Source organism: Pseudomonas sp. MONT-RG-20F-20-E-7-02 (assembly GCF_022662395.1).
Lineage (GTDB): Bacteria > Pseudomonadota > Gammaproteobacteria > Pseudomonadales > Pseudomonadaceae > Aquipseudomonas.
Genome location: NZ_JAKNQN010000006.1, coordinates 1 through 26,266 on the forward strand (window position 1 = coordinate 1; position 26,266 = coordinate 26,266).

General features: G+C 58.1%; 29 protein-coding genes and 1 pseudogene. 19 read left to right on the forward strand and 11 right to left on the reverse strand.

All coding sequences use genetic code 11. The features are described 5' to 3' along the window. Window positions 1-295 (forward strand): ribonucleotide-diphosphate reductase subunit beta (locus L8I05_RS17785; protein WP_178083548.1); only part of this gene is annotated, 295 nt, incomplete at its 5' end. A gap of 84 nt (window positions 296-379) precedes the next feature. On the opposite strand, the gene L8I05_RS17790 is transcribed toward L8I05_RS17785, so the two are convergent. Further along, entirely contained in the window at window positions 380-1,402 is a 1,023-nt protein-coding gene (locus L8I05_RS17790; protein ID WP_242170672.1) for a hypothetical protein, read from the reverse strand. Window positions 1,403-1,807: 405 nt separating this feature from the next. Between L8I05_RS17790 and L8I05_RS17795 the strand changes: the two genes are divergently transcribed. Beyond that, complete coding sequence (locus tag L8I05_RS17795; protein WP_242170674.1) at window positions 1,808-2,530, forward strand: HNH endonuclease; 723 nt, start codon at window positions 1,808-1,810, stop codon at window positions 2,528-2,530. A 72-nt stretch (window positions 2,531-2,602) separates the two neighbouring features. After that, a complete protein-coding gene (locus L8I05_RS17800; protein ID WP_242171172.1) occupies window positions 2,603-3,247 on the forward strand; it encodes an HAD-IB family hydrolase in 645 nt (214 codons plus the stop codon). 109 nt (window positions 3,248-3,356) lie between these two features. Here the strand turns inward: L8I05_RS17800 and vapC are convergent, their stop codons facing one another. The 3 genes from vapC to L8I05_RS17815 form a co-directional block, all read right to left on the reverse strand. Beyond that, complete coding sequence (vapC, locus tag L8I05_RS17805; protein WP_017134653.1) at window positions 3,357-3,755, reverse strand: tRNA(fMet)-specific endonuclease VapC; 399 nt, start codon at window positions 3,753-3,755, stop codon at window positions 3,357-3,359. Then, entirely contained in the window at window positions 3,755-3,985 is a 231-nt protein-coding gene (gene vapB, locus L8I05_RS17810; RefSeq protein WP_017134652.1) for a type II toxin-antitoxin system VapB family antitoxin, read from the reverse strand. Before vapB ends, vapC begins: the two co-directional genes overlap by 1 nt. A 304-nt stretch (window positions 3,986-4,289) precedes the next feature. Then, window positions 4,290-5,249 (reverse strand): LysR family transcriptional regulator, encoded by a 960-nt coding sequence (locus tag L8I05_RS17815; protein ID WP_242170676.1) that lies wholly within the window; start codon window positions 5,247-5,249, stop codon window positions 4,290-4,292. Between the two features lie 228 nt (window positions 5,250-5,477). Here L8I05_RS17815 and argH point away from each other — a divergent pair, with 228 nt between their 5' ends. From argH to L8I05_RS17850, 7 genes are all read left to right on the forward strand, one after another. Then, window positions 5,478-6,905: an argininosuccinate lyase gene (gene argH, locus L8I05_RS17820; RefSeq protein ID WP_242170678.1), complete on the forward strand. Its 1,428-nt coding sequence runs from the start codon at window positions 5,478-5,480 to the stop codon at window positions 6,903-6,905. Between the two features lie 152 nt (window positions 6,906-7,057). After that, window positions 7,058-7,936 (forward strand): amino acid ABC transporter permease, encoded by an 879-nt coding sequence (locus L8I05_RS17825; RefSeq protein ID WP_017134649.1) that lies wholly within the window; start codon window positions 7,058-7,060, stop codon window positions 7,934-7,936. Between the two features lie 24 nt (window positions 7,937-7,960). Then, window positions 7,961-8,725: an amino acid ABC transporter ATP-binding protein gene (locus L8I05_RS17830; protein ID WP_119741579.1), complete on the forward strand. Its 765-nt coding sequence runs from the start codon at window positions 7,961-7,963 to the stop codon at window positions 8,723-8,725. A 25-nt stretch (window positions 8,726-8,750) separates the two neighbouring features. Beyond that, on the forward strand, window positions 8,751-9,572 hold the full coding sequence (locus L8I05_RS17835; RefSeq protein ID WP_159959220.1) for an ABC transporter substrate-binding protein: 822 nt from the start codon (window positions 8,751-8,753) through the stop codon (window positions 9,570-9,572). Window positions 9,573-9,742: 170 nt separating this feature from the next. After that, window positions 9,743-10,918 carry an MFS transporter gene (locus L8I05_RS17840; protein ID WP_242170680.1) on the forward strand — a complete coding sequence of 392 codons (1,176 nt, stop codon included), beginning with the start codon at window positions 9,743-9,745 and terminating at the stop codon, window positions 10,916-10,918. Between the two features lie 93 nt (window positions 10,919-11,011). Further along, the gene (locus L8I05_RS17845) at window positions 11,012-11,959 is read left to right on the forward strand and encodes a hypothetical protein (RefSeq protein WP_242170682.1); all 948 of its coding nucleotides are present in this window, start codon (window positions 11,012-11,014) and stop codon (window positions 11,957-11,959) included. A gap of 107 nt (window positions 11,960-12,066) precedes the next feature. Beyond that, window positions 12,067-12,447: a helix-turn-helix transcriptional regulator gene (locus L8I05_RS17850; protein WP_242170687.1), complete on the forward strand. Its 381-nt coding sequence runs from the start codon at window positions 12,067-12,069 to the stop codon at window positions 12,445-12,447. Here the strand turns inward: L8I05_RS17850 and L8I05_RS17855 are convergent. Both L8I05_RS17855 and L8I05_RS17860 read right to left on the reverse strand, forming a co-directional pair. Next, complete coding sequence (locus L8I05_RS17855) at window positions 12,377-12,934, reverse strand: AAA family ATPase (protein WP_242170689.1); 558 nt, start codon at window positions 12,932-12,934, stop codon at window positions 12,377-12,379. The genes L8I05_RS17850 and L8I05_RS17855 overlap by 71 nt on opposite strands. A 37-nt stretch (window positions 12,935-12,971) precedes the next feature. Beyond that, window positions 12,972-13,910, reverse strand: coding sequence for a GlxA family transcriptional regulator (locus L8I05_RS17860; RefSeq protein ID WP_159959230.1), 939 nt, complete (start codon window positions 13,908-13,910; stop codon window positions 12,972-12,974). A 115-nt stretch (window positions 13,911-14,025) separates the two neighbouring features. Between L8I05_RS17860 and L8I05_RS17865 the strand changes: the two genes are divergently transcribed. Next, window positions 14,026-14,817, forward strand: coding sequence for an SDR family oxidoreductase (locus L8I05_RS17865; protein WP_242170692.1), 792 nt, complete (start codon window positions 14,026-14,028; stop codon window positions 14,815-14,817). Here the strand turns inward: L8I05_RS17865 and L8I05_RS17870 are convergent. The 3 genes and pseudogenes from L8I05_RS17870 to L8I05_RS17880 all read right to left on the reverse strand — a co-directional run. Continuing rightward, window positions 14,818-15,510: pseudogene (locus L8I05_RS17870) on the reverse strand (amidase); the annotation flags it as partial. Window positions 15,511-15,666: 156 nt separating this feature from the next. After that, window positions 15,667-16,377 carry a hypothetical protein gene (locus L8I05_RS17875; RefSeq protein ID WP_242171174.1) on the reverse strand — a complete coding sequence of 237 codons (711 nt, stop codon included), beginning with the start codon at window positions 16,375-16,377 and terminating at the stop codon, window positions 15,667-15,669. 167 nt (window positions 16,378-16,544) lie between these two features. Further along, window positions 16,545-17,603, reverse strand: a complete 1,059-nt coding sequence (locus tag L8I05_RS17880) for an MBL fold metallo-hydrolase (RefSeq protein WP_177016929.1) — start codon at window positions 17,601-17,603, stop codon at window positions 16,545-16,547. Between the two features lie 122 nt (window positions 17,604-17,725). Between L8I05_RS17880 and L8I05_RS17885 the strand changes: the two genes are divergently transcribed. The 4 genes from L8I05_RS17885 (at window position 17,726) to L8I05_RS17900 (ending at window position 21,781) form a co-directional block, all read left to right on the forward strand. Beyond that, on the forward strand, window positions 17,726-18,352 hold the full coding sequence (locus L8I05_RS17885; RefSeq protein ID WP_242170695.1) for a TetR/AcrR family transcriptional regulator: 627 nt from the start codon (window positions 17,726-17,728) through the stop codon (window positions 18,350-18,352). A 191-nt stretch (window positions 18,353-18,543) separates the two neighbouring features. Continuing rightward, window positions 18,544-19,602 carry a diguanylate cyclase gene (locus L8I05_RS17890; protein WP_242170697.1) on the forward strand — a complete coding sequence of 353 codons (1,059 nt, stop codon included), beginning with the start codon at window positions 18,544-18,546 and terminating at the stop codon, window positions 19,600-19,602. Between the two features lie 264 nt (window positions 19,603-19,866). Next, entirely contained in the window at window positions 19,867-21,186 is a 1,320-nt protein-coding gene (locus L8I05_RS17895) for a PAS domain-containing methyl-accepting chemotaxis protein (RefSeq protein WP_159961619.1), read from the forward strand. Between the two features lie 76 nt (window positions 21,187-21,262). Beyond that, complete coding sequence (locus tag L8I05_RS17900; RefSeq protein ID WP_159959240.1) at window positions 21,263-21,781, forward strand: DUF1003 domain-containing protein; 519 nt, start codon at window positions 21,263-21,265, stop codon at window positions 21,779-21,781. 212 nt (window positions 21,782-21,993) lie between these two features. On the opposite strand, the gene L8I05_RS17905 is transcribed toward L8I05_RS17900, so the two are convergent. Next, on the reverse strand, window positions 21,994-22,872 hold the full coding sequence (locus L8I05_RS17905; protein ID WP_242171175.1) for a LysR family transcriptional regulator: 879 nt from the start codon (window positions 22,870-22,872) through the stop codon (window positions 21,994-21,996). A gap of 80 nt (window positions 22,873-22,952) precedes the next feature. On the opposite strand from L8I05_RS17905, the gene L8I05_RS17910 reads away from it, so the two are divergent. Both L8I05_RS17910 and L8I05_RS17915 read left to right on the forward strand, forming a co-directional pair. Next, entirely contained in the window at window positions 22,953-23,660 is a 708-nt protein-coding gene (locus L8I05_RS17910) for a CTP synthase (RefSeq protein WP_242170699.1), read from the forward strand. Further along, window positions 23,657-23,977, forward strand: a complete 321-nt coding sequence (locus L8I05_RS17915) for an antibiotic biosynthesis monooxygenase (RefSeq protein ID WP_242170701.1) — start codon at window positions 23,657-23,659, stop codon at window positions 23,975-23,977. Before L8I05_RS17910 ends, L8I05_RS17915 begins: the two co-directional genes overlap by 4 nt. 132 nt (window positions 23,978-24,109) lie before the next feature. On the opposite strand, the gene L8I05_RS17920 is transcribed toward L8I05_RS17915, so the two are convergent. Next, a complete protein-coding gene (locus L8I05_RS17920) occupies window positions 24,110-24,433 on the reverse strand; it encodes a DUF2025 family protein (RefSeq protein ID WP_242170704.1) in 324 nt (107 codons plus the stop codon). Window positions 24,434-24,663: 230 nt separating this feature from the next. Here L8I05_RS17920 and L8I05_RS17925 point away from each other — a divergent pair, with 230 nt between their 5' ends. After that, window positions 24,664-25,791, forward strand: a complete 1,128-nt coding sequence (locus L8I05_RS17925; protein ID WP_177016935.1) for a glycerophosphodiester phosphodiesterase family protein — start codon at window positions 24,664-24,666, stop codon at window positions 25,789-25,791. 100 nt (window positions 25,792-25,891) lie between these two features. Then, complete coding sequence (locus tag L8I05_RS17930; RefSeq protein ID WP_242170706.1) at window positions 25,892-26,197, forward strand: PepSY domain-containing protein; 306 nt, start codon at window positions 25,892-25,894, stop codon at window positions 26,195-26,197. Window positions 26,198-26,266: the final 69 nt, after the last annotated feature.

A 26,266-nucleotide genomic window follows, 5' to 3' on the forward strand; every position in this document is an offset into this window, starting at 1 on the left:
TGAAATGAAGGAAGAAGCGACCCAGATGATTCTGCAAGGGACTCAGCTGGAGATCGAGTACGCACGTGACACCATGCCTCGCGGCGTGTTGGGCATGAATGCGGCGATGATGGAGGACTATCTGAAGTTCATCGCGAATCGTCGTTTGTCGCAGATTGGGTTGAAGGAAGAGTATCCGGGGACCACGAATCCGTTCCCTTGGATGAGCGAGATCATGGACTTGAAGAAAGAGAAGAATTTCTTTGAGACTCGTGTGATTGAGTATCAGACTGGTGGGGCGTTGAGCTGGGATTGAACCTCCATAAAAGCAAAAAAGCTCACAGCAACAAAGTAAAAGCCGCTCTCAGAAGCGGCTTTTACTTTCTGATATAACTAAACACTACCCCCTATCCCAGTCAAAGGTCTCCGCAAACGCGACCAACTCCTCCTCATCCATAAACTCGCTAAACAACCGAGAGCCGGACTTCATAACCCATTTGTAATCAACATTTCGCACAAACTTCCTCCAATCCGTTATGAGCATCCACTCTCTCACTAATCCATATATCGTTGTGGAGTGCTTTCTGCGTCTGGAAACGTCCGCATATTTCTCGGGAATTATTTCATTCAAATCAGCAAGCCGCAAAACACCAAACTGACTCAACTCCTCAATCAAGTCGACATATCCATTATCAGACTTAGACATTTCTTTCAGAGCAAATCCATTTTTATCACACCAATCCTGAATAAATTCTGTAAAGCTAATTGTACTAATTTCTACATCCAGCGCCCCCGCCTCTACCTCTCTACCTACCTCTGAAACATAACTATCTATTTGCCCTGAAAGTTCATTAAATCCCTTATCAGCAACCTCAAGCAATCCCGCGTATAAATTTAACTTGCGCTCCAACTCAAGCGGCAACTTACCCGAGAGTTTATAATTTCGATCATGCGCCAATTCCGCCCATGCGTGCTGCAATACGGTTCTCACTTGAAACTCAAAAGGGAGTCCTTGCAAGCCTTGAAATTCTGGCAACGAAGACCTCGCCTCACCTAAATCACAAACAAAATGAACGGATCGATATCCTATTTTATTAGTAGAGAGCAGGTGATCCTTATTCAGAGACTTAGATAAATCAACGTTAAATGATCTAGTAATCAAATCAGAAACCCGGCTGACATCTGACTCAAAATAGACGACAATCCTGACACCTGATATATCGGTCAGTTCAAATTCAGGATTCGCGTATCCTTTGCGCTGAATTTTATCGATTGCACCCTGTTTTTCCTTGACTCGACCAGTCACCGCTAAGTAATCAATACGATTAGTTCTAATCAGATTCTCAATAATTGACACAACCGCCGGCATCAATCTTTTGTGACTATCTAGAGCTCTATCAAGCCAGATACTTTGCTCAGCCATTTCAATTATCCCAACCCTACGCCTGTGCGTTATGGCAAAATAATGACACATATCCATTGGCAAGTATAGATATCACCAAAAACTTCAGATCCGAGACGTAAATCTCGAAAAATACAGCTCACACTAGAACTCTCCAATCAATAAAGACATAGAACACACCCAACAAAAAATATACCGCCACTCCTCTTAAAATAACCTTCAAAGATAATTTCTCACATCAAAAAATCTACACATCAAAAAGCGAAAAGGCTTTTGCCCCACCTAAAACTTAACATTCAAAAACATCTTATTGATGCCCCCTCCTAAAACCATAAAAAGGAAAAATCCGATATCGGTGTAGGACATTTCGTAGACAGCACGATATCCGTTCAGTATCGTCAGAAAATTTCTAACCTCGGCAATTGTATGGATACCAAAAAAGCACAAGAAACGGGTGACTGGACCGATGGTGAGTTGCGGGTAGCAGTGAAGGCATATCTGAAAATGCTAACGGCAGAACAGAACGGTACGAAACTCAACAAAGCTTTGCAAAATCGTCTGCTACGTCAAGGCCCGCTGGCTGAAAGGAGTAAAGGTTCAATTGAGTTCCGAATGCAGAACATTTCTACTACCCTTATAAACATGGGGCTAACCCCGATTAAAGGGTACAAACCGGCCAAAAATGTAGGGGCGAGAGTGGAGCAGCGCATACGAAAAGCTCTTGCCTCCAATCGTATCATTGAGTCTGACGATTTTGCCTTAACAGCAGATGAGACAACTCTCATACGTCGCGCTAGTAAAATTCAGCGGCATAATTATGACGAAGCCCCGCCTACTGGGACGCTAAAACCTCAAAAAACCAAGACCACCAACACTGCATTCCTTCGAGATCCAATGGTTAGAGCATGGGTACTCAATGAGGCAAAAGGCATTTGCGAAGGCTGCGGTTCAAACGCGCCTTTCGAGGTCGATGGTTTGCCATTTCTTGAAGTACATCACGTCAAGCACCTCGCCCAGAAGGGTTCGGATCGCACGACCAATGCTGTAGCCTTGTGCCCCAATTGCCATCAGCGTTGTCACCGGTCGAGTGACCGGGATGCTTTCACCGAGTCGCTTTACGCCAAGATCGGAAGATTGGCACGGGAGTAAACTCATGCTGTCACACCTGATGAACGCTCAAAAAATACCAGATAGGACCGAGGCCAACCCGTGAACCCAGACATGCTCGAAGCCGGCCCTGTAGACGCCAAAGTACTCTCCGTCTTTGACTTCGACGGCACCCTGACCCATCACGACAGTTTCGTGCCCTTCCTCAAATTCGCCTTCGGCCCCGGCGAGTTTTATGGCCGGATAGTCAAACTCGCCGTGCCTGGGCTGCGCTTTTTGCTGCGGCAGATCAGCCGGGATGAGTTGAAGGCGCAATTGATCCGCACCTTTATGACGGGGGTGGAGAAGGCGTGGGTGCAGCAGAAGGCCGAGGAGTATTGCCAGCGCAATTGGGCGCGGTTGATGCGCCCGGCAGGTGTGCTTTCGGTGGAGCAGGAGTTGGGCTCGGGGGCGGTGGTGACGCTGTGTTCGGCGTCACCGGCGTTGGTGTTGCAGCCGTTTGCCAATCGGCTGGGGATCAAGTTGATTGGCACTGAGCTTGAGGTGGTCGACGGGGTGTTGACGGGCAAACTCACGGGGAATAATTGCCGCTGTGAGAATAAGGTGCTGCGGCTTGAGGCGGTGTATGGGGATTTGGGCGAGTATCGGCTGCGGGCCTGGGGCGATACGCGTGGGGATCGGGAGTTGTTGGCGGCGGCGCAGGATGCGCATTTTCGGCATTTTCATTCGAAGAAGAAGCAGGGCAAGTTGCAGCGGTGATGCGGGTGGGTGGGGTTGGCGGGTGGACCGAGGTGATCCCATCGCTGCCTCGCTGGGGCTCGAGAGCTCCCACATTTTGATCGGTTAGCATGGGTGGCAAGAGATCAGCTCATACCCAATCTTCTACCCGCAAGCCTGGCACGCGATCGAACTCGCGTCGATTATTCGTGACCAAAATCAGACCCTGCGAACGGGCATGCCCGGCGATCATCTGGTCATAGGGACCTATCGGAGTACCCGCTCTAGCCAGCTCTGCGCGAAGCTGACCTGTATGTATCGCGGCGTCCTGGTCGTACTTTAGTACCTCCAGGCGCGCAGCAAACCCTTCTACGTCGGCTAGGTTTCGCTCCGGGTTAGCCGACTTTTCGGCACCGTAAATCAGCTCCATCAGGGTCACTGTACTAATACCCAATTGGCCATGGTGCCTTTTGAAGGTCTCGCGCACCTGTTGGGGTTTGTTTTTAATGGTGAAGATGCAAATGTTGGTATCCAGCATGAACTTGAGCATTAAAAAGATTCCCGCTCTTGCTCAGCTGGTTGCTCGCGGTCGGTCATGAAGTCAGGCGTGACGCCCTCGCCATCAAACCAGCTGTCCCATGACTCACCCGCGGGAGTAATAATTCTGGCTCTTCCGATAGAGATGACATCTACGCGCTTTACATCGTCCGGCATGGCAGCAGCTTTTGGCAAACGTACCGCTTGGCTGCGGTTGCTTTGGAATACAGAACCTTGGTCCATGATGGCCTACCTCCAGTGATCGTTGAATAACGCAACGCTACACCACAGCATGGATATGTCAATGGGATATACATTTCGTTACTAATCTAACTGCTGGCCATTCCCTGCAGCGAAAACACCAATGAGCATTTGAATTTGATAAAAAATCCTCTCTTCGCGCCAAAAACGTTAATGCCTTACTGAAAGGTGATGCAACTAGATGGGTTCGGCGGGTAGACCGAGTCGATCCCATCGCAGCCTCGCTGGGGCTCGACAGCTCCCACATTTGGGCTGCGTAAGCTTGTTGAGCGGTGTTCGGCGGGGTTTATGTCGCGGCTTTGAGGTCTACGCCCAGGGCTGTTGCGAAGGCTTTTACCATTGGGCTTCTTGGCGCGTTGTGGCGCAGGATCAGGTTGAACGCGGTGCTCAGGTGAACCTGTTCCGGGCACAGTGCGCGCAGGCGCCCTTCCCTTACCAGGGGCGCGGCGTAGTGTTCCGGCAGGAAGCCCAGGAAACGGCCGGTGAGGATCAGGATGGCGACGGCTTCAACCTGTGAGGCCGAGGCGGACTGGCTGTCGTAGCTGACGAAGTTGGCCTTGTCGCGGTGGATCGCATAGCGGTGGTTGACCACTTCGTATTGGCGCAGTACGTCTGGCGTGATGTCGCTCGCGTTGAACAGTGGGTGTCCTGCGGCGCAGTAGGCGTGGGCTTTTTCTTCGTACAACGGGAAGTAGTCGAATTCTTCGCGGCGTTGGTACACCGGGACGATGCCGACGATCAAGCGCCCTTCCACTACGCCGCGTTCAACTTCGTCCAGTTGCGAGGCATGCAGGCGCAATCTAATTTTCGGTGATTCGCTGTGTAACTTACCCAAGGCGGTAATTAGCGGCGAATTAACGTCGGAGACGGTGTTATCAATAACGCCCACACTTAGGTCGCCGATCAGTTCATTTTGCGCCGAACTAAGCTTGTCTCTGAAACTGTCCACCGAGGTAAATAACTCGATGGACGCCTGATACACCAACTTGCCTTCTTCGGTCAGGCCGAACCCTTCCCGGCCCCGTGTACACAGGCGCATGCCGATGCGGATTTCGAGGTCGGAGATCTGTTTGCTGATGGCCGCCAGGCCCACGTTCAGCTCGTTTTGCGCGGCGCTGAAGCCGCCGGCTTCGACCACGGCCATGAACACGCGCAGCAATTTGAAGTCCAGCCCGCTCAGTTGCAGCGGCGGCCGAGTGCCGGGTTTTGGCGGCATGTTTCCAGAAGTGGAAAGTGGGGTTTCCATAATACGCGTTGACCTCAAATGCCATATTCAACAGGCTTCAACCCAATCCTTGAACATAGCCAGGCGGCGATAATGGCCGTAAACATCCGCCCTTGGCAACCTTGAATATAGCGGGTTGAACAGCACACAGAGGCTGATTTAACACCCGTAAAAACCTGATACTACGATCAGGTCTTTTTAGTTTTTTACTGCCTCCGACTCTTCTAAAAACAAGCGTGAGGAATACCGATGTCCCAGCCCACCGACCGCCTTTGGGGCGCTCGTTTCAAGACCGGCCCGTCTGCTGCTTTGGCCGCGTTGTCGCGTTGCCCCGAGCGCTATTTTCGCCTGACGCCCTACGACCTGGCCGGCTCCCGTGCCCATGCCCGTGAATTGCAGCGCGCCGGTTTGCTGGATGAGTCGGAGACCTTGCGCACCCTCGAGGCCCTGGACCGTATCGGTGAGGACTTCGCCGCCGGCCACCTGCATCCAACCCTGGATGACGAGGACGTACACACCTTCATCGAACGCGTATTGACCGAGCGCCTGGGCGCCCTGGGCGGCAAGCTGCGCGCCGGACGTTCGCGTAACGATCAAACCGCCAATGACCTGCGCCTTTTCCTGCGTGACCATGCGCGCGCAATCACCACTGAGGTGTTGGGTTTGCAGCAAGCGTTGGTGGAGCAGGCCGAGCAGCATGTGGAGAGCATTTGCCCAGGCTTCACGCACTTGCAGCAGGCGCAACCGATTGTGTTTGCCCACCATTTGCTGGCCCACGCGCAGTCGATGCTGCGCGATGTGCAACGCCTGGTGGATTGGGATGCGCGCACGGCGTTGTCACCGTTGGGTGCTGCGGCCATGGCAGGCTCGGCGATTGCGCGTCAGCCAGAGCATTCGGCCAAGGAAATGGGCTACACCGGGCCGTGCGAAAACTCGATCGACGCTGTCGCCAGCCGTGACCATGTGGCGGAGTTTCTGTTTGTGGCGGGCATGCTCGGGGTGAATATTTCGCGGCTGTCGGAGGAATTTTGCCTGTGGTCGTCGCGCCAGTTTCGCTGGGTGGTGCTGGACGATGCCTACGCCACCGGCAGCTCGATCATGCCGCAGAAAAAGAACCCGGACATTGCCGAACTGGCGCGGGGCAAGGCTGGGCGTTTGATTGGCAACCTGACCGGGTTGATGTCGACGCTCAAGTCGTTGCCGCTGTCGTACAACCGCGATTTGAGTGAAGACAAGCACAGCGTGTTGGACAGCGTGGACACCTTGCTGTTGGTGTTGCCGGCGATGGCCGGGATGGTCGCGACCATGAAAGTGCAGGTGGAGGAACTGCGCAGGCAAGCGCCGATGGGCTTCACCTTGGCGACTGAGGTGGCGGATTGGCTGGCCACGCGCGGTGTGCCGTTTAAAGAGGCGCATGAGATTACCGGCGCCTTGGTGCAAGCCTGTGAGAAGCATGAGATTGAGTTGTGGGAAGCCTCGCCGGCGATGCTGGCCGAGGTGGATGCTCGTTTGTTGCCTGAGGTGCGGGACTGCCTGACATTGGAAGCGGCGATTGCGGCGCGCAGTGGTTGGGGCGGGACGGCGCCGGAGCGGGTTCGGGAGCAGATTGGGCGGTTGAAGGTGGCGTTGGCTGAGCAGCAGAAGTGGGCTGAGAGCTACACCGGGTTTCGTATCTGACGATCGTTCCTACGCTCTGCGTGGGAATGCATCCTGTGACGCTCCGCGTCGCCAAGTCACGCACGAACAGCGGGACGCGGAGCGTCCGAGGCGGCATTCCCACGCGGAGCGTGGGAACGATCAGGTAACACGTATTTTTTTGGAGAGTCACCATGAACCAAACCCCGGCGGAGCGCTTGGAAGCTGAGCGCAAGTTGTCCGAGAACCAGTTCGATATCACGCAGTACGAGCACGTGCCGCGTCGTTATTACGGGCGGATGTTTTTTGCCACGTTGATCGTGATCGCCCTGGCCGCGTTGCTGCGTGCCTTTGCCAATGGCCAGATCGAATGGTCCTACATCGGGCAGTTCCTCACATCTGAGGCCATTTTGTGGGGCCTGGTGAACACCATCGTCATGTCGATTCTGGCGATGGCACTGGGCGTGGTCATCGGCGTGATCACGGCGATCATGCGCATGTCCGCCAACCCGATCCTGCGCTACGTGGCCATCACTTACACCTGGCTGTTCCGTGGCACGCCGCTGATTTTGCAGCTGTTGCTGTGGTTCAACCTGGCGCTGATTTTCCCGGTGATCGCGATTCCCGGCCTGTTCAGCATCGACACCGTCGACTTGATGACGCCGTTCGTGGCCGCCCTGCTCGGCTTGAGCATCAACCAGGGCGCCTACACCGCCGAGGTGGTGCGCGCCGGCCTGCTGTCGGTGGACACCGGCCAGTACGAAGCCGCCAAGTCCATCGGCATGCCGAGCCTTCAGGCGTTGCGTAGGGTGATTCTGCCGCAGGCCATGCGAGTGATCATTCCGCCGGTAGGCAACGAGTTCATCAGCATGGTGAAAATGACCAGCCTGGCCAGCGTGATCCAGTACTCGGAGCTGTTGCACAACGCGCAAAACATCTACTACGCCAACGCCCGGGTCATGGAGCTGCTGATTGTGGCCGGCATCTGGTACCTGGCGGTGGTGACTGTTCTTTCATTTGGTCAAAGCCGCCTGGAGCGTCGTTTTGCCCGCGGCGCCGGCAAGCGTTCGTAAGTCTGGGTTGAGGAGATTTGCCCCATGAGAAGCATCGTCAAGGCCGTCAACCTGAACAAGTATTACGACGAGTATCACGCGCTGCGCGACATCAATATCGAGGTCGAGCAAGGCGAAGTGATGTGCATCATCGGCCCGTCCGGCTCGGGTAAAAGCACGCTGTTGCGGTGTGTGAATCAGCTGGAAAAAATCGACAAGGGCGGCCTGTGGGTCGACGGCGAACTGGTGGGTTACCGCGTCGTCGGCAACAAGCTGCACGAGATGAATGAATCGCAGATCGCGCGCCAGCGCCTGGCCACCGGCATGGTGTTTCAGCGCTTCAATTTGTTCCCGCACATGACCGTGTTGCAAAACATCATCGAAGGCCCGGTGCAGGTGCTCAAGCGCTCGCCCAAGGAGGCCATCGAAGACGCGTTGGAGTTGCTGGCCCGCGTCGGCCTGGCGGACAAGCGCAATGCTTACCCGGTGGAATTGTCTGGCGGCCAGCAACAGCGTGTGGCGATTGCCCGCGCGCTGGCGATGCGCCCCAAGTTGATGTTGTTTGACGAGCCCACGTCAGCCCTCGACCCGGAGCTTGTAGGCGAAGTGCTGTCGGTGATGCGTGATTTGGCCACCACCGGCATGACCATGATCGTGGTCACCCATGAGTTGGGCTTCGCCCGCGAAGTGTCCAACCGCATGGTGTTTATGGATGCCGGCCAGATTGTGGAAGCCGGCAGCCCGGAAGAAATTCTAATAAGCCCACAAAACCCGCGTACCCAAAGCTTTATTTCTGCCGTTCGCACTTAACTAAAAAACTAACGAGAACGCCCCCATGAAAAAATTGTTTATCCCAACGTTGCTCGCAGGCCTGATGGCCTCCTCGTGTGTATTCGCGGCATTGCCGGCGGCAATCAAGGACAAGGGTGAGATCAGCGCGGCCATAGTGCCGAACTACCCGCCGATGGATTTCAAGGACACCGCCACCAACAAACTCACCGGCCTGGACTTCGACCTCGGCAACGCCCTGGCCGAGCGCCTGGGCGTGAAGATCAAGTGGCAGGAAACCGGCTTCGAACAGATGCTCAGCGGCCTGACCACCAAGCGCGTCGACATCGTGTTGTCGGGCATGAGCGACACCGCCGAGCGCCAGAAGGCCGTGACCTTCATCGACTACTTCACCAGCGGCCCGCAGTTTTACACCCTGGCCAAGCGTGAAGACCTCAAGGAATTGACTGACCTGTGCGGTAAAAAAGTCGGCACCAGCCGCCGGACTACCTGGCCGTCGGAAATTGCCGCATGGAGCAAGGAAAACTGCGAAGCGGCGGGTAAGCCGGCGATCGTGGTAATCGGCACTGAAGGCTCGGCAGATGCCCGCGCGCAGTTGCAGCAGAACCGTCTGGATGCGGCGATGCAGGGCAGCGAGACGATTCCTTATTTGATGTCGTTGGATAAGGGCAAGTACAAGCCGGTGGGCCTGGCGATTTCCAAGCAGTTCACGGGTCTGGGGATTGAGAAGAGCAACACCGAATTGGTCACGGCGATCAGTGAAGCGCTGCAGGGCATGATTGATGATGGGACGTACGGCAAGATCCTGAAGAAGTGGGATCTGGAGCAAGGTGCGGTGGAAAAGATCAGCATCAACGCCGGCCAATAAACACAACAAAAAACTGTGGGAGCTGGCTTGCCTGCGATAGCGGTAGGTCGGCTTGCACCGACATTGCCTGCTACACCGCCATCGCGGGCAAGCCCGGCTCCCACAGTTGATCTGTGTTCACAGTTGGATTGTGTTGTTTTGAAGCAATAACAAGGACGCTCGCCCTCACCGTGGCCACCTACTCCCTGGTAATCCGCCGCCTGATGATCTGCTCGGTGACCATCGTGGTCAGCCGCGCCATGACCAGCCCGCTGCTCGCCTTGCTCTTGAGTACCCGCCTGGGCCTCAATCAACAAGACATCGGCCTGCTGATGGGCATCGCCGTGTTTATCGCCACACTGCTCGGCCTTTATGGCGGCTACATCATCGACCGCCTGGAAAAGCGCAAGCTGCTGATCCTGGCCATGCTGTCCAGCTCCATCGGTTTTTTGTTGCTGACTTTTGCCAGCAACCTCTGGCTCACCACCCTGACGCTGGTGATCACTGAAGCCGCCTCGGCACTGTTCCTGATCGGTTCCAAAGCCATCATCAGCGAAAACCTGCCGGTGGGTGATCGCGCCAAAGTATTTTCCCTGCGCTACACCCTGACCAACGTCGGCTACGCGACTGGCCCGATGGTCGGCGTGGTGATCGCCGGCCATATGCAACTGGCGCCCTTCCTGATCGCCAGCGCCATTGCGTTTGGCAGCCTGTTCCTGATGATCGGCATCCCGCCGACGCAACGCGATGACAGCAATAAACCCCTGAGCTTCCTCAGCACCCTGCGCACGTTGCGCAGCGACCGCACACTGATCCTCTTCACCAGCGGCAGCCTGTTGAGCACCATTGTCCACGGGCGCTACACCCTTTATCTGTCGCAGTTTTTGCTGGTGGCCTACAAGCCCGCCGAGGCGTTGAAGATTCTGTCGGCGGTGCTGGCCTGTAACGCCATCACCGTGATTTTGATGCAGTATCAGATCGGTCGCTTTCTCAAGCGCGAACAGCTGCGCTACTGGATCGTGCTGGGCACCTTACTGTTTATGGCCGGGCTGATCGGTTTCAGCCTGGCCCACAACCTGATCACCTGGTGCCTGGCGATGTTCGTCTTCACCTTGGGCGAGATGATTATCTACCCGTCGGAGTTCCTGTTTATCGACACCATCGCCCCCGACGCGCTGCGCGGCAGTTACTACGGCGCGCAAAACCTGGCGGCATTTGGCGGGGCGATGAGCCCGGTGATTTGCGGGTACTTGTTGATCAATGCGGCCCCAGTCAGCATGTTCTATGCCCTCGGCGCATTGACCGCGGTAGGCGGTACCTTGTGTTTCCTAAGCGGACGGCGTGTGACCAGTACAACTCACATCTAAATGTGGAAGTGGGCCCGCTCCCACATTTTTTGATCTCCGCAATGGCGAAGTTTTGCGTAATATCCAGCCATACATCTCACGGACCCGAGCCCCATGAAATTCGACACGGCCTACAGCCTGAGTCTCGATGACAAGCTGTCGATCTACGACGTACGAGACCTGAATTTCGACGAAACCAGCCCTTTCGACTCCGACAAGGACAGTTTCCTGTGCCCCAACGACGAATGCCGCGCGGCGTTCGATGCGGGCAATGCGCTGAGTACCTTCAACGCCAAAAACGTCAACTATCAGCGCACGCCGCACTTCAAGAACAAGGCCGGCACCCGGCATATCGACGGCTGCCGCTATGCCAGCACGCACAAGACTTCGACCGGTGAAGGTGACGACGAGCGCGAGGAAAATTTCCCATCGGAATTCGTACTGACGCGACGTCAGTACGAACGCAAGGCACCGGTGCCCGGCACCGAAGGTTCTGCCCCGCAGGAGCCTGCGAAAGCACCGTCACATCGCGTCGCCGTGTCCCACAGCGCCAGTGATACCACGCCAGACAAAACCAGCGTGTTCGCTCATCCGGTGGAATGCTACGTGTCCAACATCGATGACAAGGACAAGCTCAAGCGCATGCCCTTGAAGATCGGCGATCACACGGCGACTTACTGGACGTTTTTCAAGAAGATCGAATACCTGCAGGACAACAAGGGCCTGATCTACTGGGGCAAAATCAAGGCGATCAAGGACTACACCGCCAGCGTTCGCATCGACTTCGAGAAGAAGGTATGGCTCGACAAAAAGCCCTACTCGGTCAACGTCTACCTGAGCAAAAAACTCATCGAGAACTACCGCAAGCGCACGGCTTTCCTGGAGCAGATCAGGGCGGCGGCAAGCAGCGAAAAGGCGCTGTATTGCTTCTTCTATGGGGTAACGCCGGAGTTGAAACAGGTGCCGAGCAAGAAGAACCCCGACCAGACCTTCGGGGTTTTCAGCGCGAATATCGAGAACCTGGATCACCTGATTATTCGGGAAGCGCCGGGAGTGGAATAGTCGATGGCTGAATTGCCATCAAAAAAATCCAGTTGATGAGCGGTAGAAACAACTGTACAAAAACACAGTATAGTTTGCCCTCCCCCGTCGAATCCTGGAGAAACCCCATGTCCTCTCTGGCAATGAGCTCTTTCGTAGAACAGCAGATCGTCCTGCATCAATTCACCACCAAGCACAGTGTGCAGGCCCGCGCGATGCTCGGCTGGAGCCGCGAAGAACTGGCCCGACAAGCCGGGTTGGCGGTGGAAGCGGTACAGCGCTTTGAAAGCCAGGCCGATGTGGATGATGAAACCCGCTTGGCGTTGGCTTTTCGGCTGGAAGCTGAAGGGCTGGTGTTTTTCCCGGGGTTCGCGCCGGGTTGGGGGATGAGTGTGCGCAGGTTTGACAGCGCCCCATCCGAGCCCGCCTCACAAGGCATCATTTCGCGGCTGATGGGCTCAACAGCGGCATCAATTGATTCACCAACGCCTCAACCGAATGGTGCGTAGCGTCCAACCGAATCACCGGGCAGGTCAGCGGTTTCAACCAGCTTTCATGCCGACGCAGACTGCGAAGGCTATGGTTGCCGCCATCGTAACGAGCCGCCCAGGCGAGAAACGCGATGCTGTTTTCATGGCGGCTGCCGCCCTCCAGAACCCGGTCGCCATAGCGTTGCACTTCCCGAAGCTGCAGGCGGTGAAGACGAACGTGAGGGTCCACACGCAGGAACACCACGTGGGTGAACTGCGGGATCATGGCGTCACCCCATCCGCACAGAGAACCGGAGAGTACCCAGCCTTCGAGGCCGGCACTCTGCTCCTGTAATAAACGGGTACGTTCGTCTCGCAGCCGGGCGACGGTAAAGGGCTCAGGGGTTTGCTGCCAGTAGAAGTCGTCGGAGTCGAAATAAGCCACGTTGAGCCGTTCGGCCAGGGCTTTGCCCAAGGTGGTGGTGCCTGCACCCGCCGCACCGAGGATGTGAATTTTGTAGCTCATGGCGTCCCCCGTGCATTGAGTGTCATCTGTTCACGCATCAGGCTTGCAATTGCAGCGCGCGGCGCATCATTTGTGGCGGTTGGCCGAAGGCACGCAGGAAGGCGCGGCGCATACGCTCGGGGTCACCAAAGCCGGTTTCTCGGGCGATGATGTCGATGGCGTGGTCGCCGGATTCAAGCATCAGCCGCGCCGCTTCAATGCGCAGGCGTTCGATGGCCTTGGCTGGGGTTTGCCCGGTCTCGCTGCGAAACAGTCGGCTGAACTGGCGCGGGCTGAGGTGGGCGACCTCGGCCAACTGCTCGACCGACAGTTCCTCCTGCAAGTGCTGGCGAGCGTAGGCCAGGGCGGTTTGCACACGGTCGGACTTGGGGTCGATCTCCAGCAACGCAGAAAACTGCGACTGGCCGCCTGCACGCCGATGGTAGATCACCAATTTGCGCGCCACCTCGCGGGCCACCTCCACACCCAGGTCGTTTTCGACCAGGGCCAGTGCCAGGTCGAGGCACGCGGTCATGCCGGCGGAGGTCCAGAGTGGGCCGTCGACCGTGAAGATGCGGTCTTCTTCCAACCTTACATTCGGGTAGGCCTGGCGAAAGGCGCGGGCGTGATACCAGTGCGTGGTTGCCTTACGCCCTTCCAGCAACCCGGCCGCTGCCAGGTGGAAAGAACCCGTGCAAGCGGATGTAACACGGCGCGATTTCAGCATGGCTTGCTGCAAGTAAGCGAGCATGCCCGGACTGGCTTCCAGCACATCGTTGTCTCCCGCCACTAACAGCGTGTCGTAGGGGCGCAGGCCAAAGGGCACGGTATCAATGGCAAACCCCATGGAGCTGTTGACGAGGCCACCCTTCTCGGACACCAGGTCTACCCGATAGAAGGGCTGCGGCATTTCCAGGTTGGCAAATTCGAACACCGTGCTCGTGCTCAAATTGAGCATCTGAAACTCTGGAAACAGCAAAATACCGACAGACACCATGGCCAAACCTCATGTCTCTAAAGGAGGGATATACGACATTGCAGACATCACGGTACACCCATAATCTGGGTTCCAACAAGGCCGAACTTTCCTCGGCCATCCTGGAGCAACTGCAATGACTCAAACCAAAGGCTATGCCCTGATCACCGGCGCCTCTTCGGGTATTGGCGCCCTTTATGCCGACCGTCTGGCTCGCCAGGGTTTCGACCTGATTCTGGTGGCGCGTAACCAGCAGCGTCTGGACCAACTGGCGACGCACCTCAAAGCCGACACCCAACGGGATGTCCAAGTGGTCGCCGCCGACCTCAACCTGCCGGCCGACCTGGCACGTATCGAACAGATCCTGCACGAAGACAAGCGCATCAGCCTGCTGGTGAACAATGCCGGCGTCGGCGCCACCGCGTCCTTACTGGACTCCGACGCAGACAAGATGGAGGCGATGATCCTGCTCAACGTGCTGGCCCTGACCCGCCTGGCCAAAGCCGCCGCGACCAGTTTTGTCGCCCAGGGTCGCGGCACCCTGATCAATATCGGCTCCATCGTAGCGGTCGCGCCAAAATTGCTGAACGGTGTGTACGGTGGCACCAAGGCATTTGTGCAGGCGTTCAGCGAGTCGCTCGAACATGAACTGAGCGACAAGGGTGTGCGCGTTCAAGTGGTACTGCCTGGGGCTACCGCCACTGAGTTCTGGGATGTCGCAGGGCTGCCGGTGAATAATCTGCCCGAGACGATGGTGATGAGCGCCGCGAATCTGGTAGATGCCGCCCTGGCTGGGCTCGCTCAAGGTGAGAAGGTCACCATCCCATCGCTGCCCGACAGCCTGGATTGGGAGGCCTACGAAGCAGCGCGCCTGGCCCTGGGCCCTAACCTGTCACATCGCAGCCCGGCGGCACGTTACGGCGTGTAGTCAGCCAAACGGTTTCGTTGCCGCCTGGGCCGCCTGCTCATACCCATAGGCGATGGCCAACAACGTGGGCTCTGACCAACGGGTGCCAAAAAAGTAGGCACCGGTTGGCAGTCCGTCGTCATCGGTTCCGGAAGGCAAGGTGATCCCTGGGTAACCGGCGACAGCGGTACCAAAGTAACTGTTGGTCGCGAAATCCGAGACCATGGCATCCAGGTTATGCGTGCTGATCGGGGTATCCACCGTGTTGCGAAAATCTTCGATAAGCGCGTCCCAGAGCGTCTTGCGCTGCTCAGGGGTCAGGGTTGAGGCGCTGACTTGCTTGAGCACGGGCTGGTGCTCGACCTCAGTGCCATCGCGGCCTTCGTTGAACGAGATCAATTCGGTCAATGACTTGACCGGCAGTCCGGGGCGATTGGCCAAATAGGCATTCAGCTCCTCCTTCACATCCGATAGCAGCAGTTCGTCGTAGCGTGACGCGTCAGCCAGGCGCAAATTGACCCGCACCATAATGGCGCCCTGCTCGCGAAGCACTTCCAGCGTCTTACGAAACTGCGGGCTGTTTTCCACCGGCAGATTTTCACCGTTCAAGGTAAACATCGTGGGGTAACCGATGGGCTTGCCCTTCAAAGCCTGTGGAACCAACAGACTGGTGCTCGCGGGACAGGTTTCCCATCGGCTACTGGTTGGCTTGCGGCCAGTGACTGCGCACTCTGTCGGATGATCGAATACATGCCATAAGCGATGGCAACCCTATGGACTCTCCTGAGTTCCGAGAACATGAAGGATCAACGTTGATCCGTTCGCCATTCCAGGAACCCAGCCCACTGCACACGTTAAGACCGTAACCACTTAAAGAGCAGGAGTATTCAGCGCGCCTCGTAATCGCCCTTGGCCGCCCGACACGCCAGCGCTGATCTGTCGATAGGCCAGGAGCAACGTGGGCAACGCGTCGCGAGAACACCGTGCGCCATAAAACCAGAGCTTCGCCCCGTCCGCCAACGGTTCGCAATGTGAGGGGTACCCACTGACACATGCGTTATGAAAGGCTGCACTCCGGCCGTCAGACACTAAGGCATCAAGACGATGCTCGATCACAAGTTCATCGATTTCATTGCGCTGCAGAGTGAATTGAAGGGAGGGATCCGCACGTCGCGCGTCCACTGGCACCAATTGCGCACCGGCCTGGCGCAGGATGTGGAAAGCTCGAAGCAGGGCTGCGCTGTATTCGACGAGTTCGTAATGCCCCCCGCGCACATACCGCTCAGCGAACCCGATGCGCCAGCCGTACAACACCTTGGTCGCCGTGAAGGTGGTGTTATTCATCACCAGGGGGACTTCCACCATCACAGGCTCTGCGGGATCGATACCGCTCAAGGCGACGAGGGATAATGCAGGATCTCGCAGGGGCATGATCGGCGGGGCGATGGCGTTATAGCCGGGAATGAGCGTGCGCCCCGAAGGCTGTTCGGCGCCGAAGACGATAGCGCCTGGGCTCGCTTTATCGGTTTGCAGCTGCGCCGGAGCCGGCCGCATGCCGGCCGCTTCGCCAGCGCCCGGCATGGAGAGCACGGGGCCACAGGGCAGACCCAATCGCCAATGTTCCCAACAATTTTTCTCCATCAGAAACTGCCCCCGACAATTACGTTGCCGGGATCATCGCACTCTCATCTGCTGTTTGTCGCAGGGCTGAAACACCCTGAAAACTCATTTCTCCACGGCCTCTCGTGTCAGCCCGCAGCGTGCTCTTTGGCACCTTGAGTTTCCACCTCCAGCCACCACGCATGCCCACGCTCAGGCTGGTTCAAGCTGAACGCCTGGCCCATCGCCGGCGTGGTAATCGACACGTTGCGCTCCCAGGCCAACGCCATGATGCGGTCGAACGGTTCATGCCAGGCGTGGAAGGCCAAGTCGAAAGTGCCGTTGTGAATCGGCAGCAACCAACGGCCCTTGAGGTCGATGTGTGCTTGCAGGGTTTGCTCCGGTTGCATGTGCACATGGGGCCAATCGACGTTGTAAGCACCTGTTTCCATCAGCGTCAGATCAAACGGGCCGTAGTGTTCGCCGATACGTTTGAAGCCGTCGAAATAACCGGTGTCGCCGCTGAAAAAAATCCGCCGTGCGCCGTCGATCATCACCCAGGAACACCATAGCGTCTGGTTGCCATCAAACAGGCCACGCCCGGAAAAGTGCTGGGCCGGCGTGGCGACAAAACGAATGCCGTCCACCTCGGTGCCTTCCCACCAATCCATTTGCCGAACCTTGCTGGCATCAACGCCCCATTTGATCAGGGTGTCGCCCACGCCCAGCGGCGCGAGAAAGTAACGGGTTTTGTCGGCCAGTTGGACCACGGCCTTATGGTCAAGATGGTCGTAATGATTGTGCGAAAGTATCACCGCCTCCAGCGGCGGCAGGTCTTCCAGGCTGATCGGCGGCTGGTGGAAGCGCTTGGGCCCAGCCCAGCTGAACGGTGAGGCGCGCTCGGCAAATACAGGGTCGGTGACCCAGAATTTGCCGCGCATTTTCAGCAGTACGGTGGAATGCCCCAAGCGAAAAACGCTGTGATCGGGAGCCGCCAACAGTTGCTCGCGCGTCAGCGGTTGCACCGGGATCTTGCCCACGGGGCGCGTGCTGCGAGGCTTGTTAAAAAGCATGTTCCAGAAAATACGCAACGTCTTGCCGAAGCCACCGTGTTGCACCGGTGCATCGTTGCTGAAATGCCCTTGCTCCTGCTCGGCAGTCTTGGGCGCCGCTGGCGCTGGGTCGAGTCGGCTTGAAATCGTGGCCATTGCTGAGTGACTCCTACATTCCGCTCTATAATTACACTGCACAGTGTAGTTTCTAGATTGCAACAAAACCTGGAGCAAGTAAACTACCGAGTGTAATTTCCCTTTAGAGCCGAACGCACTCCATGACTGCTCCCCAACGCCTCACCGACCGCAAACGCGAAGCCATCGTGGCAGCCGCCATCGCCGAGTTTCGCGCGAACGGGTTCGAGGTCACCAGCATGGATAAAATCGCCGCCACGGCGGGCGTTTCCAAACGCACGGTGTACAACCACTTCCCCAGCAAGGAAGAGTTGTTTGCCGAGATTCTCCACCAACTGTGGGCCAGTAGCGTCGCCCAGTTGGACGTAAGCTACGCCAGTGACCGCCCGTTGCGCGAGCAGTTGCGTGGCTTGCTGCAGGCGAAAATGCAGATGATGTCGGACGCCAACTTCCTCGACCTGGCCCGCGTCGCGATTGCCGCCACCATTCACTCGCCGGAACGCGCACAAGACATGGTCAACCGCCTGAGCAAGCGCGAAGAGGGGTTCACCCAATGGGTGCGCGCCGCCCAGGAAGATGGACGCCTGAGCTGCACTGACCCGGCATTTGCTGCCCACCAGATTCAGAGCCTGCTCAAGGCGTTTGCCTTCTGGCCGCAGATCACCCTGGGCCAACCGACGCTTGATGACGCCAGCCAGGCCAGCGTTATCGAGTCGGCCATCGACCTGTTCCTGGCCGGCTACGAAGTCAGCGCTCCCCACCTTCAGTAAAAATCAGTTGTGTGAACGACATTCCGGGTCGTTTTTAGCTTATTCGCACGCTGTGCCGTGCAAATGGCTTGGAAGGACACTGATTATTCCCACGCGAATAACTGACAATATTCACAACTATTATCCGATCAACGGTTCTAGCCGCTGACGCACGCTGTCGTATCTGCAAAAAAGAGCTGACCCGGAACATTATGGAAAACAGACGAGGCAAAGGGCTTTCATTTGCCAGGCGTATTTACAAGCCAAGGATCATCGGCCTGGGTATCGGTTGTATCAGTGTCGTCGGCGCCCTTTACCCTCTGGCGATGCCAGGTTGGGTCTGGGCGTTGCTGTTATTCAATGGCTATGCCTGGGCGCATGTGGCGTACCAGCTTTCCACGCGCTCACAGTTTCCCTACCAGGCTGAACAGCGCAACCTGCTCTATGACTCGTTGCTCGGCGGGTTCTGGGCCGCCGCAACGCAGTTCACGCCTCTCACGGCCGTGACCATCCTGTCGATGATGACCATGAATAACGTCGCGGCCGGTGGCAAGCGCCTGTTCCTGCGTGGGCTGCTGGCACAGGCCGCGGGTATCGGGATCGCATGGGTATTGTTCGGGATCAAATTCAACCCCAACGTCAGCCTGGCCCAGGTTTATACCTGCCTGCCGATGCTGACGCTCTATCCGATGGCCATCGGCATGGTCTGCTACCAGCTGGCAATCAAACTCTCGGAACACAAACGTGCCCTCAGCGCCCTGAGCCGCACCGACAGCTTGACCGGCCTGCTCAACCACGGTTCCTGGAAAGACTTGCTGCACCTGAAATTCCACAAATGCCAACAGCAGCAAAGCCACGCGACCATCGCACTGATAGATATCGACCACTTCAAGCAAATCAACGACACCCACGGCCATATTGTCGGGGATGCGGTGTTGCGGCAACTGAGCCTTGAATTGCGGCGGATTTTGCGCGAAAACGACTTGGCCGGCCGTTACGGCGGCGATGAGTTCTGTGTGATTCTTCCGCAAATGCCCCTGGAAGACGCCGCACAGGTCATGGAACAGATGCGCGAAACCTTCAGCAACTATCGCAACCCACAGATCCCTGAGCTGCGCGTAAGCCTGAGCATCGGCCTGGCCGACTTCCAGGCGTCCTTCAGCGATGCCGCGATGTGGCTCAACGCTGCGGATCGCGCGCTGTACGCGGCCAAGGACACCGGTCGCAACCGTGTCAATGTCAGCGACTACGTAGTCGCCCACTCCGCCTGAGTCGTCCGACGACATCCCGTCTGAATCTTCTACCGCAGCCCTGCAGCGATAGCATAATGCCGCCATTGGTCGAATACTCATCAAGAACGCTGCCGTGGTAGAGAACTTCTTGGCAGGCCGATCACTCTGAATCCGTTGTTCAACCCCCCTCTGTCGGCACAAGGAAGCTGACAATGAGCAAGTCAACCGTAAGGCCCGGAGCCCTACGGGGGCAGGCGCATATTCATGGATACCTCAGACGCGTGCTTCCCCGAGCCTTCGAACATGCTATTCAACGCCCATAAAAAAACCATCAGTACCCTGCAACACACCAACGCCCAGCAAGCCAGCATGCTCGATGCCATCGAGCGCTCCATGGCGGTGATCGAATTCGACCTGCAAGGCACCGTGCTGCGGGCCAATGAGAACTTCCTCAAGACCATGAGTTATCGCGCCGAACAGGTCGTGGGCCAGCCCCACCGAATGTTCTGCACACCCGCGTTCGCCCGCAGCGCCGAGTACAACCAGTTGTGGACGCAATTGCGCAACGGCCAATTCCAATCGGGCACCTTTGAACGCGTTGCGGGTGACGGCCAGTCAGTGTGGCTGGAGGCCAGCTACAACCCGGTGCGCGACGACACCGGCCAGGTCATCAAAGTGGTGAAGTATGCGATGGACGTCACCCCACGCCTGCAGGCCGAAAGCGAAGCCAACGCCAAACTGGGCGCCATCGACCGCGCCATGGCAGTGATTGAGTTCAACCTCGACGGCACCATCATCACCGCCAACTCGAATTTCCTGCAGCGCATGGGCTACAGCCTGGCGCAGATCCAGGGCAAGCATCACCGCTTGTTCTGCAAACCGGAGCTGGCCAACAGTGCGACCTACAGCGAGTTCTGGAAACGCTTGAACCAGGGCGAGCTGTTCAATGGCCAGTTCGAGCGTATCGATAAAAACGGCCAGACCGTCTGGCTCGAAGCCAACTACAACCCGGTGTACGACGCCAGCGGGCGCCTGTGCAAAGTGGTGAAGTTCGCCTCCGACGTCACCGCCAGAGTGCAACAACATGCGGCCGACGCCGCCAGTGCCGCCCAGGCCTACCACATCTCCCTGAACACACGGGACATCGCCGAAAAAGGCGCCGATGTGATCCAGCAAACCGCCACCGGCATGCGCGAAATTGCCGCCGACATTGACGGCTCGTCGCAGTTGATCGCCAAGCTCGGCGAGCGTTCGCAGCAGATCACCGCCATCGTCAACACCATTCGCGGCATCGCCGACCAGACCAACCTGTTGGCCCTCAACGCCGCCATCGAAGCCGCGCGTGCTGGCGAGCAAGGCCGTGGCTTTGCGGTGGTTGCCGATGAGGTGCGGCAACTGGCGGCCCGTACCAGCGGCTCGACGGCGGAAATTTCCAGCATGATCGCGATGATCCAGGAGGAAACCCGCCAAGCCATCGACAGCATGGAAGGCACGCGCGACCGCGCCGCCCTGGGTGTGGAGTTGGCCAACCAGGCCGGCACGGTGATCCTGCAGATTCGCGAAGGCACCGGCGAGGCCGTGCAGGCCGTGAGCGCGTTTGCCAATGAGCGGGGCAACAACTGACCTGATCTTCATGTGTCTGGCCGAGGGCTCGGTCTATAGTGCTGACTAGTCTTTACGCTAAGGATTCGAGCCCGCCATGACCCCAGACAAGCCAGCCGCCGCCCCCGTCGATCACCTGCGTTTTCACCGAGGCCACGCGCACCTGGCGCCGACTTTCGGGAATGACACCTTTGCCCTCAAGGCCGAAGCGTTCGCGCGCTTTTTTGGCACGCCGACGTTTCTCGGTGCACAAACCGCAATCGTGGTGTTGTGGGTGGTGTTGAACATCACCGGCGTCACCCACTTCGACGTGTACCCGTTCATCCTGCTCAACCTGGCTTTCAGCCTGCAATCGGCGTATGCCGCGCCGTTGATCCTGCTGGCCCAGACCCGCCAGGCTGCCCGCGATAAAGCCCAGTCCGACGCCGATGCCCAGCACCGCGAAGCCCTGGCCATCGCCAACACCGAGCGCCAGGCCCAGGCCGAACAGACCACCAAACAGCTGCTGGAACTGCTGGAGCAGAACACCCGCCTGACGGAAATGACCAAGCAGCTGACCGAGCGTATCGAGACCCTGACCTGCGAAATGCATGAGCAGTTCATGCGTAAACCTTGAAGGCGCAGCGGTTGCCTTGAGAAAGCCTGTCGTGGCAAGCGGGGCCTGTCGTGGCGAGCGGGCTTGCCCCGCGTTGGGCTGCGAAGCAGCCCCATTACAGTCACTGCATTTTTCCAGTCAAACCGCAGTGCCTGGAGCAGGGGCCGCTTCGCGCCCCAACGCGGGGCAAGCCCGCTCGCCACAGCAAGCCCGCCGGTCACAAAAGGCGCCGTTCATGGCAATCGCACATGCCGCCCCAGCTCATCAAATAGCGTCACCACCGAACGCAGCGCCCGGCAATCCGGGCGCGTCAGCAGCCACAATGCCGTGTCACGCCCAGCCAATGCCGGCCCCAGCGGTTGCAAGCCATCGCCCAAGAGAAAATCCGGCAGCGCCGCCACGCCCATCCCCGCGCGCACCAGCTCGGTGACCGACAACATGCTGTTGCAGCGATAACTGGGACGCACGCCCGGCAAGTGCTCGCGGCGCCAGGCCACGGTGGGGTGATCGGGCAGGAAGTCATCCGGCGCAATCCAGGGCAGGTCGGCCAGCGCGCGGCCTGCATGCTGACGGGCGAAACCGGCACTGGCACACACCTGATAGGCCACAGTGCCCAGGCAACGGCCGACCAGATGCTCCGGCGGCGTCTTGGTCAGGCGCAGGGCGATATCCGCATCGCGGCGACTGAGGTTGGCGAAATCATTCGAGGTGCTCAGTTCAAGGGTCAGCGCCGGGTATTCGGGCATGAACTGCGCCAGCGCCGGCAGCAGCAAGCCTTGCAGCACCGAGTCGGTACAGGTCAGGCGCACGGTACCGCTGATCACTTCACCACCCTGCTCCACGCCGATACGCGCCGCTTCCAGGGCCTGCTCCGCGCGCTCGGCCTGTTGCGCCAGGTTGCTGGCCAAGCTGGTGGGCAGGTAACCGGCGCGGCTTTTTTCAAACAGCGTCTGGCCCAGTGCCGCCTCCAGCCTGCGTACCGCGCGGAACACCGTGGACACATCCACCCGCAATAGCGCCGCCGCCCGCGCCAGGGTGCCGCCGCGCACTAGGGCGAGGATCAGCGACAGGTCCGGGTAGTCGATTTGATAGTGCGTGGCTGCATTGAGCATGTGGGCAAACGCCAATTTTGATTGCATGGGCGCCAATCTATAGTGTGGCTCAGGACACAACAAGCCATGGGACGTACACGATGAAAGCCACCGCCCTGCACCTCGCCCTGATCGGCGACTACAATCCCGACGTGACTGCGCACCAGGCCATCCCCGTCGCCCTGCAACAGGCGTCCGACGCCTTGGGCCTGACACTCCACGTGCAATGGCTGGACACCGACACGATCACAGCCAACACCGAACTGCACGCCTTCGACGGCTTCTGGTGCGTACCCGCCAGCCCCTACCGCGACATCGACGGCGCACTGCGGGCGATCCGTTTTGCCCGCGAACGCAAACGCCCGTTCCTCGGCACCTGCGGTGGTTTTCAACACGCCGTGCTGGAATATGCCCGCAACGTGCTGGGCTGGGCCGATGCAGAACACGGTGAACTGGCCCCACAGGCCAAACGCGCGGTCATCACGCCGCTGAGCTGCGCGCTGGTGGAGGCAACAGACACCGTGCGCCTGGTGCCCTACACGCGCATCGCCGAGGCCTACGGCCATCTGGAGCTGCACGAAGGTTATCGCTGCAGCTACGGCCTCAACCCCGAATTCGCCGAGGCACTGCTGGAAGGCGATTTGATTCCCAGCGGCCACGATTCGGCGGGCGACCTGCGCGCCATCGAGCTGCTGGACCACCCGTTTTTCGTCGCCACGCTGTTCCAGCCCGAACGCGCCGCACTCAAGGGCATCACGCCACCGTTGGCGCTGGCCCTGCTCAAGGCCTGCCGGCAGGTGTCGCAATGATCGCCAACACGCCCGCCCCGCCCTACTACGCGGTGATTTTCAGCTCATTGCGTACTGAAGGTGACCAAGGCTACGGCGCGGCCGCCACGCGCATGCTGGAACTGGCGCGTGAGCAACCGGGGTTTCTGGGCGTGGAGTCGGCACGCGAAGACGGCCTGGGGATCACCGTGTCGTATTGGCAGGACGAGGCGGCGATCCTGGCCTGGAAGAGGCAAGCCGAGCATCGCGAAGTGCGCGAGCAGGGGCGCGCCACGTGGTATTCGGCGTTTCAAACACGCGTATGCAAGGTGGAGCGGGCTTATAGTTTTGCGCAGTGAAATGCTTACCCCTGTGGGGGCTGGCTTGCCTGCGATGGCATCAACTCGGTTTTACTCAGAGACCGCGTCGCCTGAATCGCAGGCAAGCCAGCTCCCACATTTGGATCTCCACCTTGCAGAAACGTGTGTGAACTAGCTCACCAAACTGCGCAACGCACTGATCTGCGGGATCTCCACCCGGCGCATATACACGCGCAGCGGCTCGGTGATGTTGATGCGGTCGTCGATGTTCTGGTCCAGCAGCAGTTGAATGCGCTCTCGCGACAAGGTCATGGCGTGGTCGGCAGCCGGCAGCCAGACAAACTCGGCGGTGGGAATGATGCCGTCATCGGCGACGTCCATGCCGAAGGAATCTTCGCTGAAACGTACGATGTACTGGCCGGTCTTGCGGTTCAGGCCGACAAAACCGTGGAGTTGGTCGGCGGCCTGGCAGATAAGTTCGGACGTGATGCGCATGGTAAACCTCACTGAAAAGTCCCACTGGGACTGGAAAGATGGTTTACACGCGTGGCAGAAATTACGGCCCTCTAACGGGGCAGCTAGGCCAAGAATACTGCAACAGCGCACAAAAAAACCCGGAAAAATGCCGCGTGAGCACCTTAATGTCGGTTTGGTGATAGCGCCTTTCGCAATCAATTGTTAAAAAGGACACCTTCTCAAGTTACCTCCACGAAAGGACTTCGCATATGCCTGTCACGTTTACCAAGAGCGCCCTGCTGCTCGCGCTGATGCTCGGCCTTGGCCAGGCACAGGCTGCCGACCCGATCAGCCCGGCTGAATTGGCGACAAACGAAGGCATTCCGTACCCGGCCGTCATCGCCCACCGTGGCGCTTCCTACGACGCCCCCGAATCCACCGCCGCGTCCTACAAGCTGGCCCGCGACCTGGGTGCCGACTACCTGGAAATGGACCTGCAGCGCAGCAAGGACGGCGTGCTGTTCGCCCTGCACGACAACAACCTGCAGCGCACCACCGACGTGGCCACCAAGTTCCCTGAGCGTAAAGACGCCCCGGCCAACGAGTTCACCTGGGCCGAATTGCGCACCCTGGACGCCGGCAGCTGGTTCAACGCCGCCTACCCGGACCGCGCGCGCCCTGCGTTCGTCGGCCTGAAAATCCAGAGCCTGGATGAAATCATCAAGATCGCCGAAGGCAACCCGCAGCACAAACCCGGCCTGTACATCGAGACCAAAGAACCCAAGCAGTTCCCGGGCATCGAAGCCGACCTGAAAAACAAGCTGCTGGACAAGGGCTGGTTGAGCTCCGCCGGCTCCAAGCTGGGCAAGAGCAACACCGGCGTTGGCCAGGGCAAGGGCCGCGTGGTGCTGCAGACGTTTGAAAAAGACAGCTTGAAAGAGCTGCAAAAAGAAATGCCCAACACCCCGAAAATCCTGCTGCTGTGGGTTGGCCCAGGCAGCATCGAGCCGAAGTCTGCGCAAACTTTCGCCGAGTCGGGCGAACCGACCAAAGCCGCTTACTACGCCAAGCAAGAGCCGAAGGATGCTGCCGAGTTCGAAAAATGGGTCGACGAAGCCAAGAGCCTCGGCGCCATCGGCACTGGCCCATCGGCTGAGCTGACCAACCATGGCGACCAGAGCTACACCGACCTGGTGAAGCCTGAAATGAACAAGCTGACCCACGACAAAGGCCTGCTGGTGCACGTCTACACCGTCGATGAGCCAGTGGACTTCGAGAAAGTGATGAAGGCCGGCGTCGATGGCATCTTCACCAACCGCGCTGCGGAACTGCTGAAGTTCTACAAACGCTGGCCGTCGTCGAGTGTGCAGGATCTGCTGAAGGACAATGGCTACTAAGCGTCAGGCCGCTTAGGTGTCAGTGCGCCATTAAGGATGAGTTAAGTTGCGCCGGTTAATCTGGCGCCACTTAAACAGCTCACCCAGAAGGACACACACCATGAAAACCCTGACTGCTTTGTTCGCCGCCTCCGCCCTGACCCTGACTGCCGGTCTGGCCCAGGCGGATGTTCGTCCGGATCATATTGAAGGCCTGCTCAAATCCGGCGCGGTGATGCCTTTCGAGAAACTCAACGCCGCTGCCGTCGCCACTCACCCTGGCGCCAGCATCCGCGACACCGAGCTGGATCACAAAAACGGTGTACTGGTTTACGAAGTTGACGTGACCGACACCGCCGGCAAACGCTTTGAAGTCAAGCTCGACGCCAAAACCGGCGCCGTACTGGAAAACAAACAAGACACCTGATTCAACCGCCAAAAAAACCGCGCCACTTTTTAAAGTGGCGCGTTTTTTTTTGCTCGCTTGCCAGTCAAG

Excerpts from the sequence above, each read along its gene's own strand:
- L8I05_RS17790 (WP_242170672.1), bottom strand. The coding sequence starts at position 1,402 with ATGGCTGAGCAAAGTATCTGGCTTGATAGAGCTCTAGATAGTCACAAA.
- L8I05_RS17795 (WP_242170674.1), top strand. The coding sequence starts at position 1,808 with ATGGATACCAAAAAAGCACAAGAAACGGGTGACTGGACCGATGGTGAG.
- L8I05_RS17800 (WP_242171172.1), top strand. The coding sequence starts at position 2,603 with ATGCTCGAAGCCGGCCCTGTAGACGCCAAAGTACTCTCCGTCTTTGAC.
- vapC (WP_017134653.1), bottom strand. The coding sequence starts at position 3,755 with ATGCTCAAGTTCATGCTGGATACCAACATTTGCATCTTCACCATTAAA.
- vapB (WP_017134652.1), bottom strand. The coding sequence starts at position 3,985 with ATGGACCAAGGTTCTGTATTCCAAAGCAACCGCAGCCAAGCGGTACGT.
- L8I05_RS17815 (WP_242170676.1), bottom strand. The coding sequence starts at position 5,249 with ATGGAAACCCCACTTTCCACTTCTGGAAACATGCCGCCAAAACCCGGC.
- argH (WP_242170678.1), top strand. The coding sequence starts at position 5,478 with ATGTCCCAGCCCACCGACCGCCTTTGGGGCGCTCGTTTCAAGACCGGC.
- L8I05_RS17825 (WP_017134649.1), top strand. The coding sequence starts at position 7,058 with ATGAACCAAACCCCGGCGGAGCGCTTGGAAGCTGAGCGCAAGTTGTCC.
- L8I05_RS17830 (WP_119741579.1), top strand. The coding sequence starts at position 7,961 with ATGAGAAGCATCGTCAAGGCCGTCAACCTGAACAAGTATTACGACGAG.
- L8I05_RS17835 (WP_159959220.1), top strand. The coding sequence starts at position 8,751 with ATGAAAAAATTGTTTATCCCAACGTTGCTCGCAGGCCTGATGGCCTCC.
- L8I05_RS17845 (WP_242170682.1), top strand. The coding sequence starts at position 11,012 with ATGAAATTCGACACGGCCTACAGCCTGAGTCTCGATGACAAGCTGTCG.
- L8I05_RS17850 (WP_242170687.1), top strand. The coding sequence starts at position 12,067 with ATGTCCTCTCTGGCAATGAGCTCTTTCGTAGAACAGCAGATCGTCCTG.
- L8I05_RS17855 (WP_242170689.1), bottom strand. The coding sequence starts at position 12,934 with ATGAGCTACAAAATTCACATCCTCGGTGCGGCGGGTGCAGGCACCACC.
- L8I05_RS17860 (WP_159959230.1), bottom strand. The coding sequence starts at position 13,910 with ATGGTGTCTGTCGGTATTTTGCTGTTTCCAGAGTTTCAGATGCTCAAT.
- L8I05_RS17865 (WP_242170692.1), top strand. The coding sequence starts at position 14,026 with ATGACTCAAACCAAAGGCTATGCCCTGATCACCGGCGCCTCTTCGGGT.
- L8I05_RS17875 (WP_242171174.1), bottom strand. The coding sequence starts at position 16,377 with ATGCCGGGCGCTGGCGAAGCGGCCGGCATGCGGCCGGCTCCGGCGCAG.
- L8I05_RS17880 (WP_177016929.1), bottom strand. The coding sequence starts at position 17,603 with ATGGCCACGATTTCAAGCCGACTCGACCCAGCGCCAGCGGCGCCCAAG.
- L8I05_RS17885 (WP_242170695.1), top strand. The coding sequence starts at position 17,726 with ATGACTGCTCCCCAACGCCTCACCGACCGCAAACGCGAAGCCATCGTG.
- L8I05_RS17890 (WP_242170697.1), top strand. The coding sequence starts at position 18,544 with ATGGAAAACAGACGAGGCAAAGGGCTTTCATTTGCCAGGCGTATTTAC.
- L8I05_RS17895 (WP_159961619.1), top strand. The coding sequence starts at position 19,867 with ATGCTATTCAACGCCCATAAAAAAACCATCAGTACCCTGCAACACACC.
- L8I05_RS17900 (WP_159959240.1), top strand. The coding sequence starts at position 21,263 with ATGACCCCAGACAAGCCAGCCGCCGCCCCCGTCGATCACCTGCGTTTT.
- L8I05_RS17905 (WP_242171175.1), bottom strand. The coding sequence starts at position 22,872 with ATGCTCAATGCAGCCACGCACTATCAAATCGACTACCCGGACCTGTCG.
- L8I05_RS17910 (WP_242170699.1), top strand. The coding sequence starts at position 22,953 with ATGAAAGCCACCGCCCTGCACCTCGCCCTGATCGGCGACTACAATCCC.
- L8I05_RS17915 (WP_242170701.1), top strand. The coding sequence starts at position 23,657 with ATGATCGCCAACACGCCCGCCCCGCCCTACTACGCGGTGATTTTCAGC.
- L8I05_RS17920 (WP_242170704.1), bottom strand. The coding sequence starts at position 24,433 with ATGCGCATCACGTCCGAACTTATCTGCCAGGCCGCCGACCAACTCCAC.
- L8I05_RS17925 (WP_177016935.1), top strand. The coding sequence starts at position 24,664 with ATGCCTGTCACGTTTACCAAGAGCGCCCTGCTGCTCGCGCTGATGCTC.
- L8I05_RS17930 (WP_242170706.1), top strand. The coding sequence starts at position 25,892 with ATGAAAACCCTGACTGCTTTGTTCGCCGCCTCCGCCCTGACCCTGACT.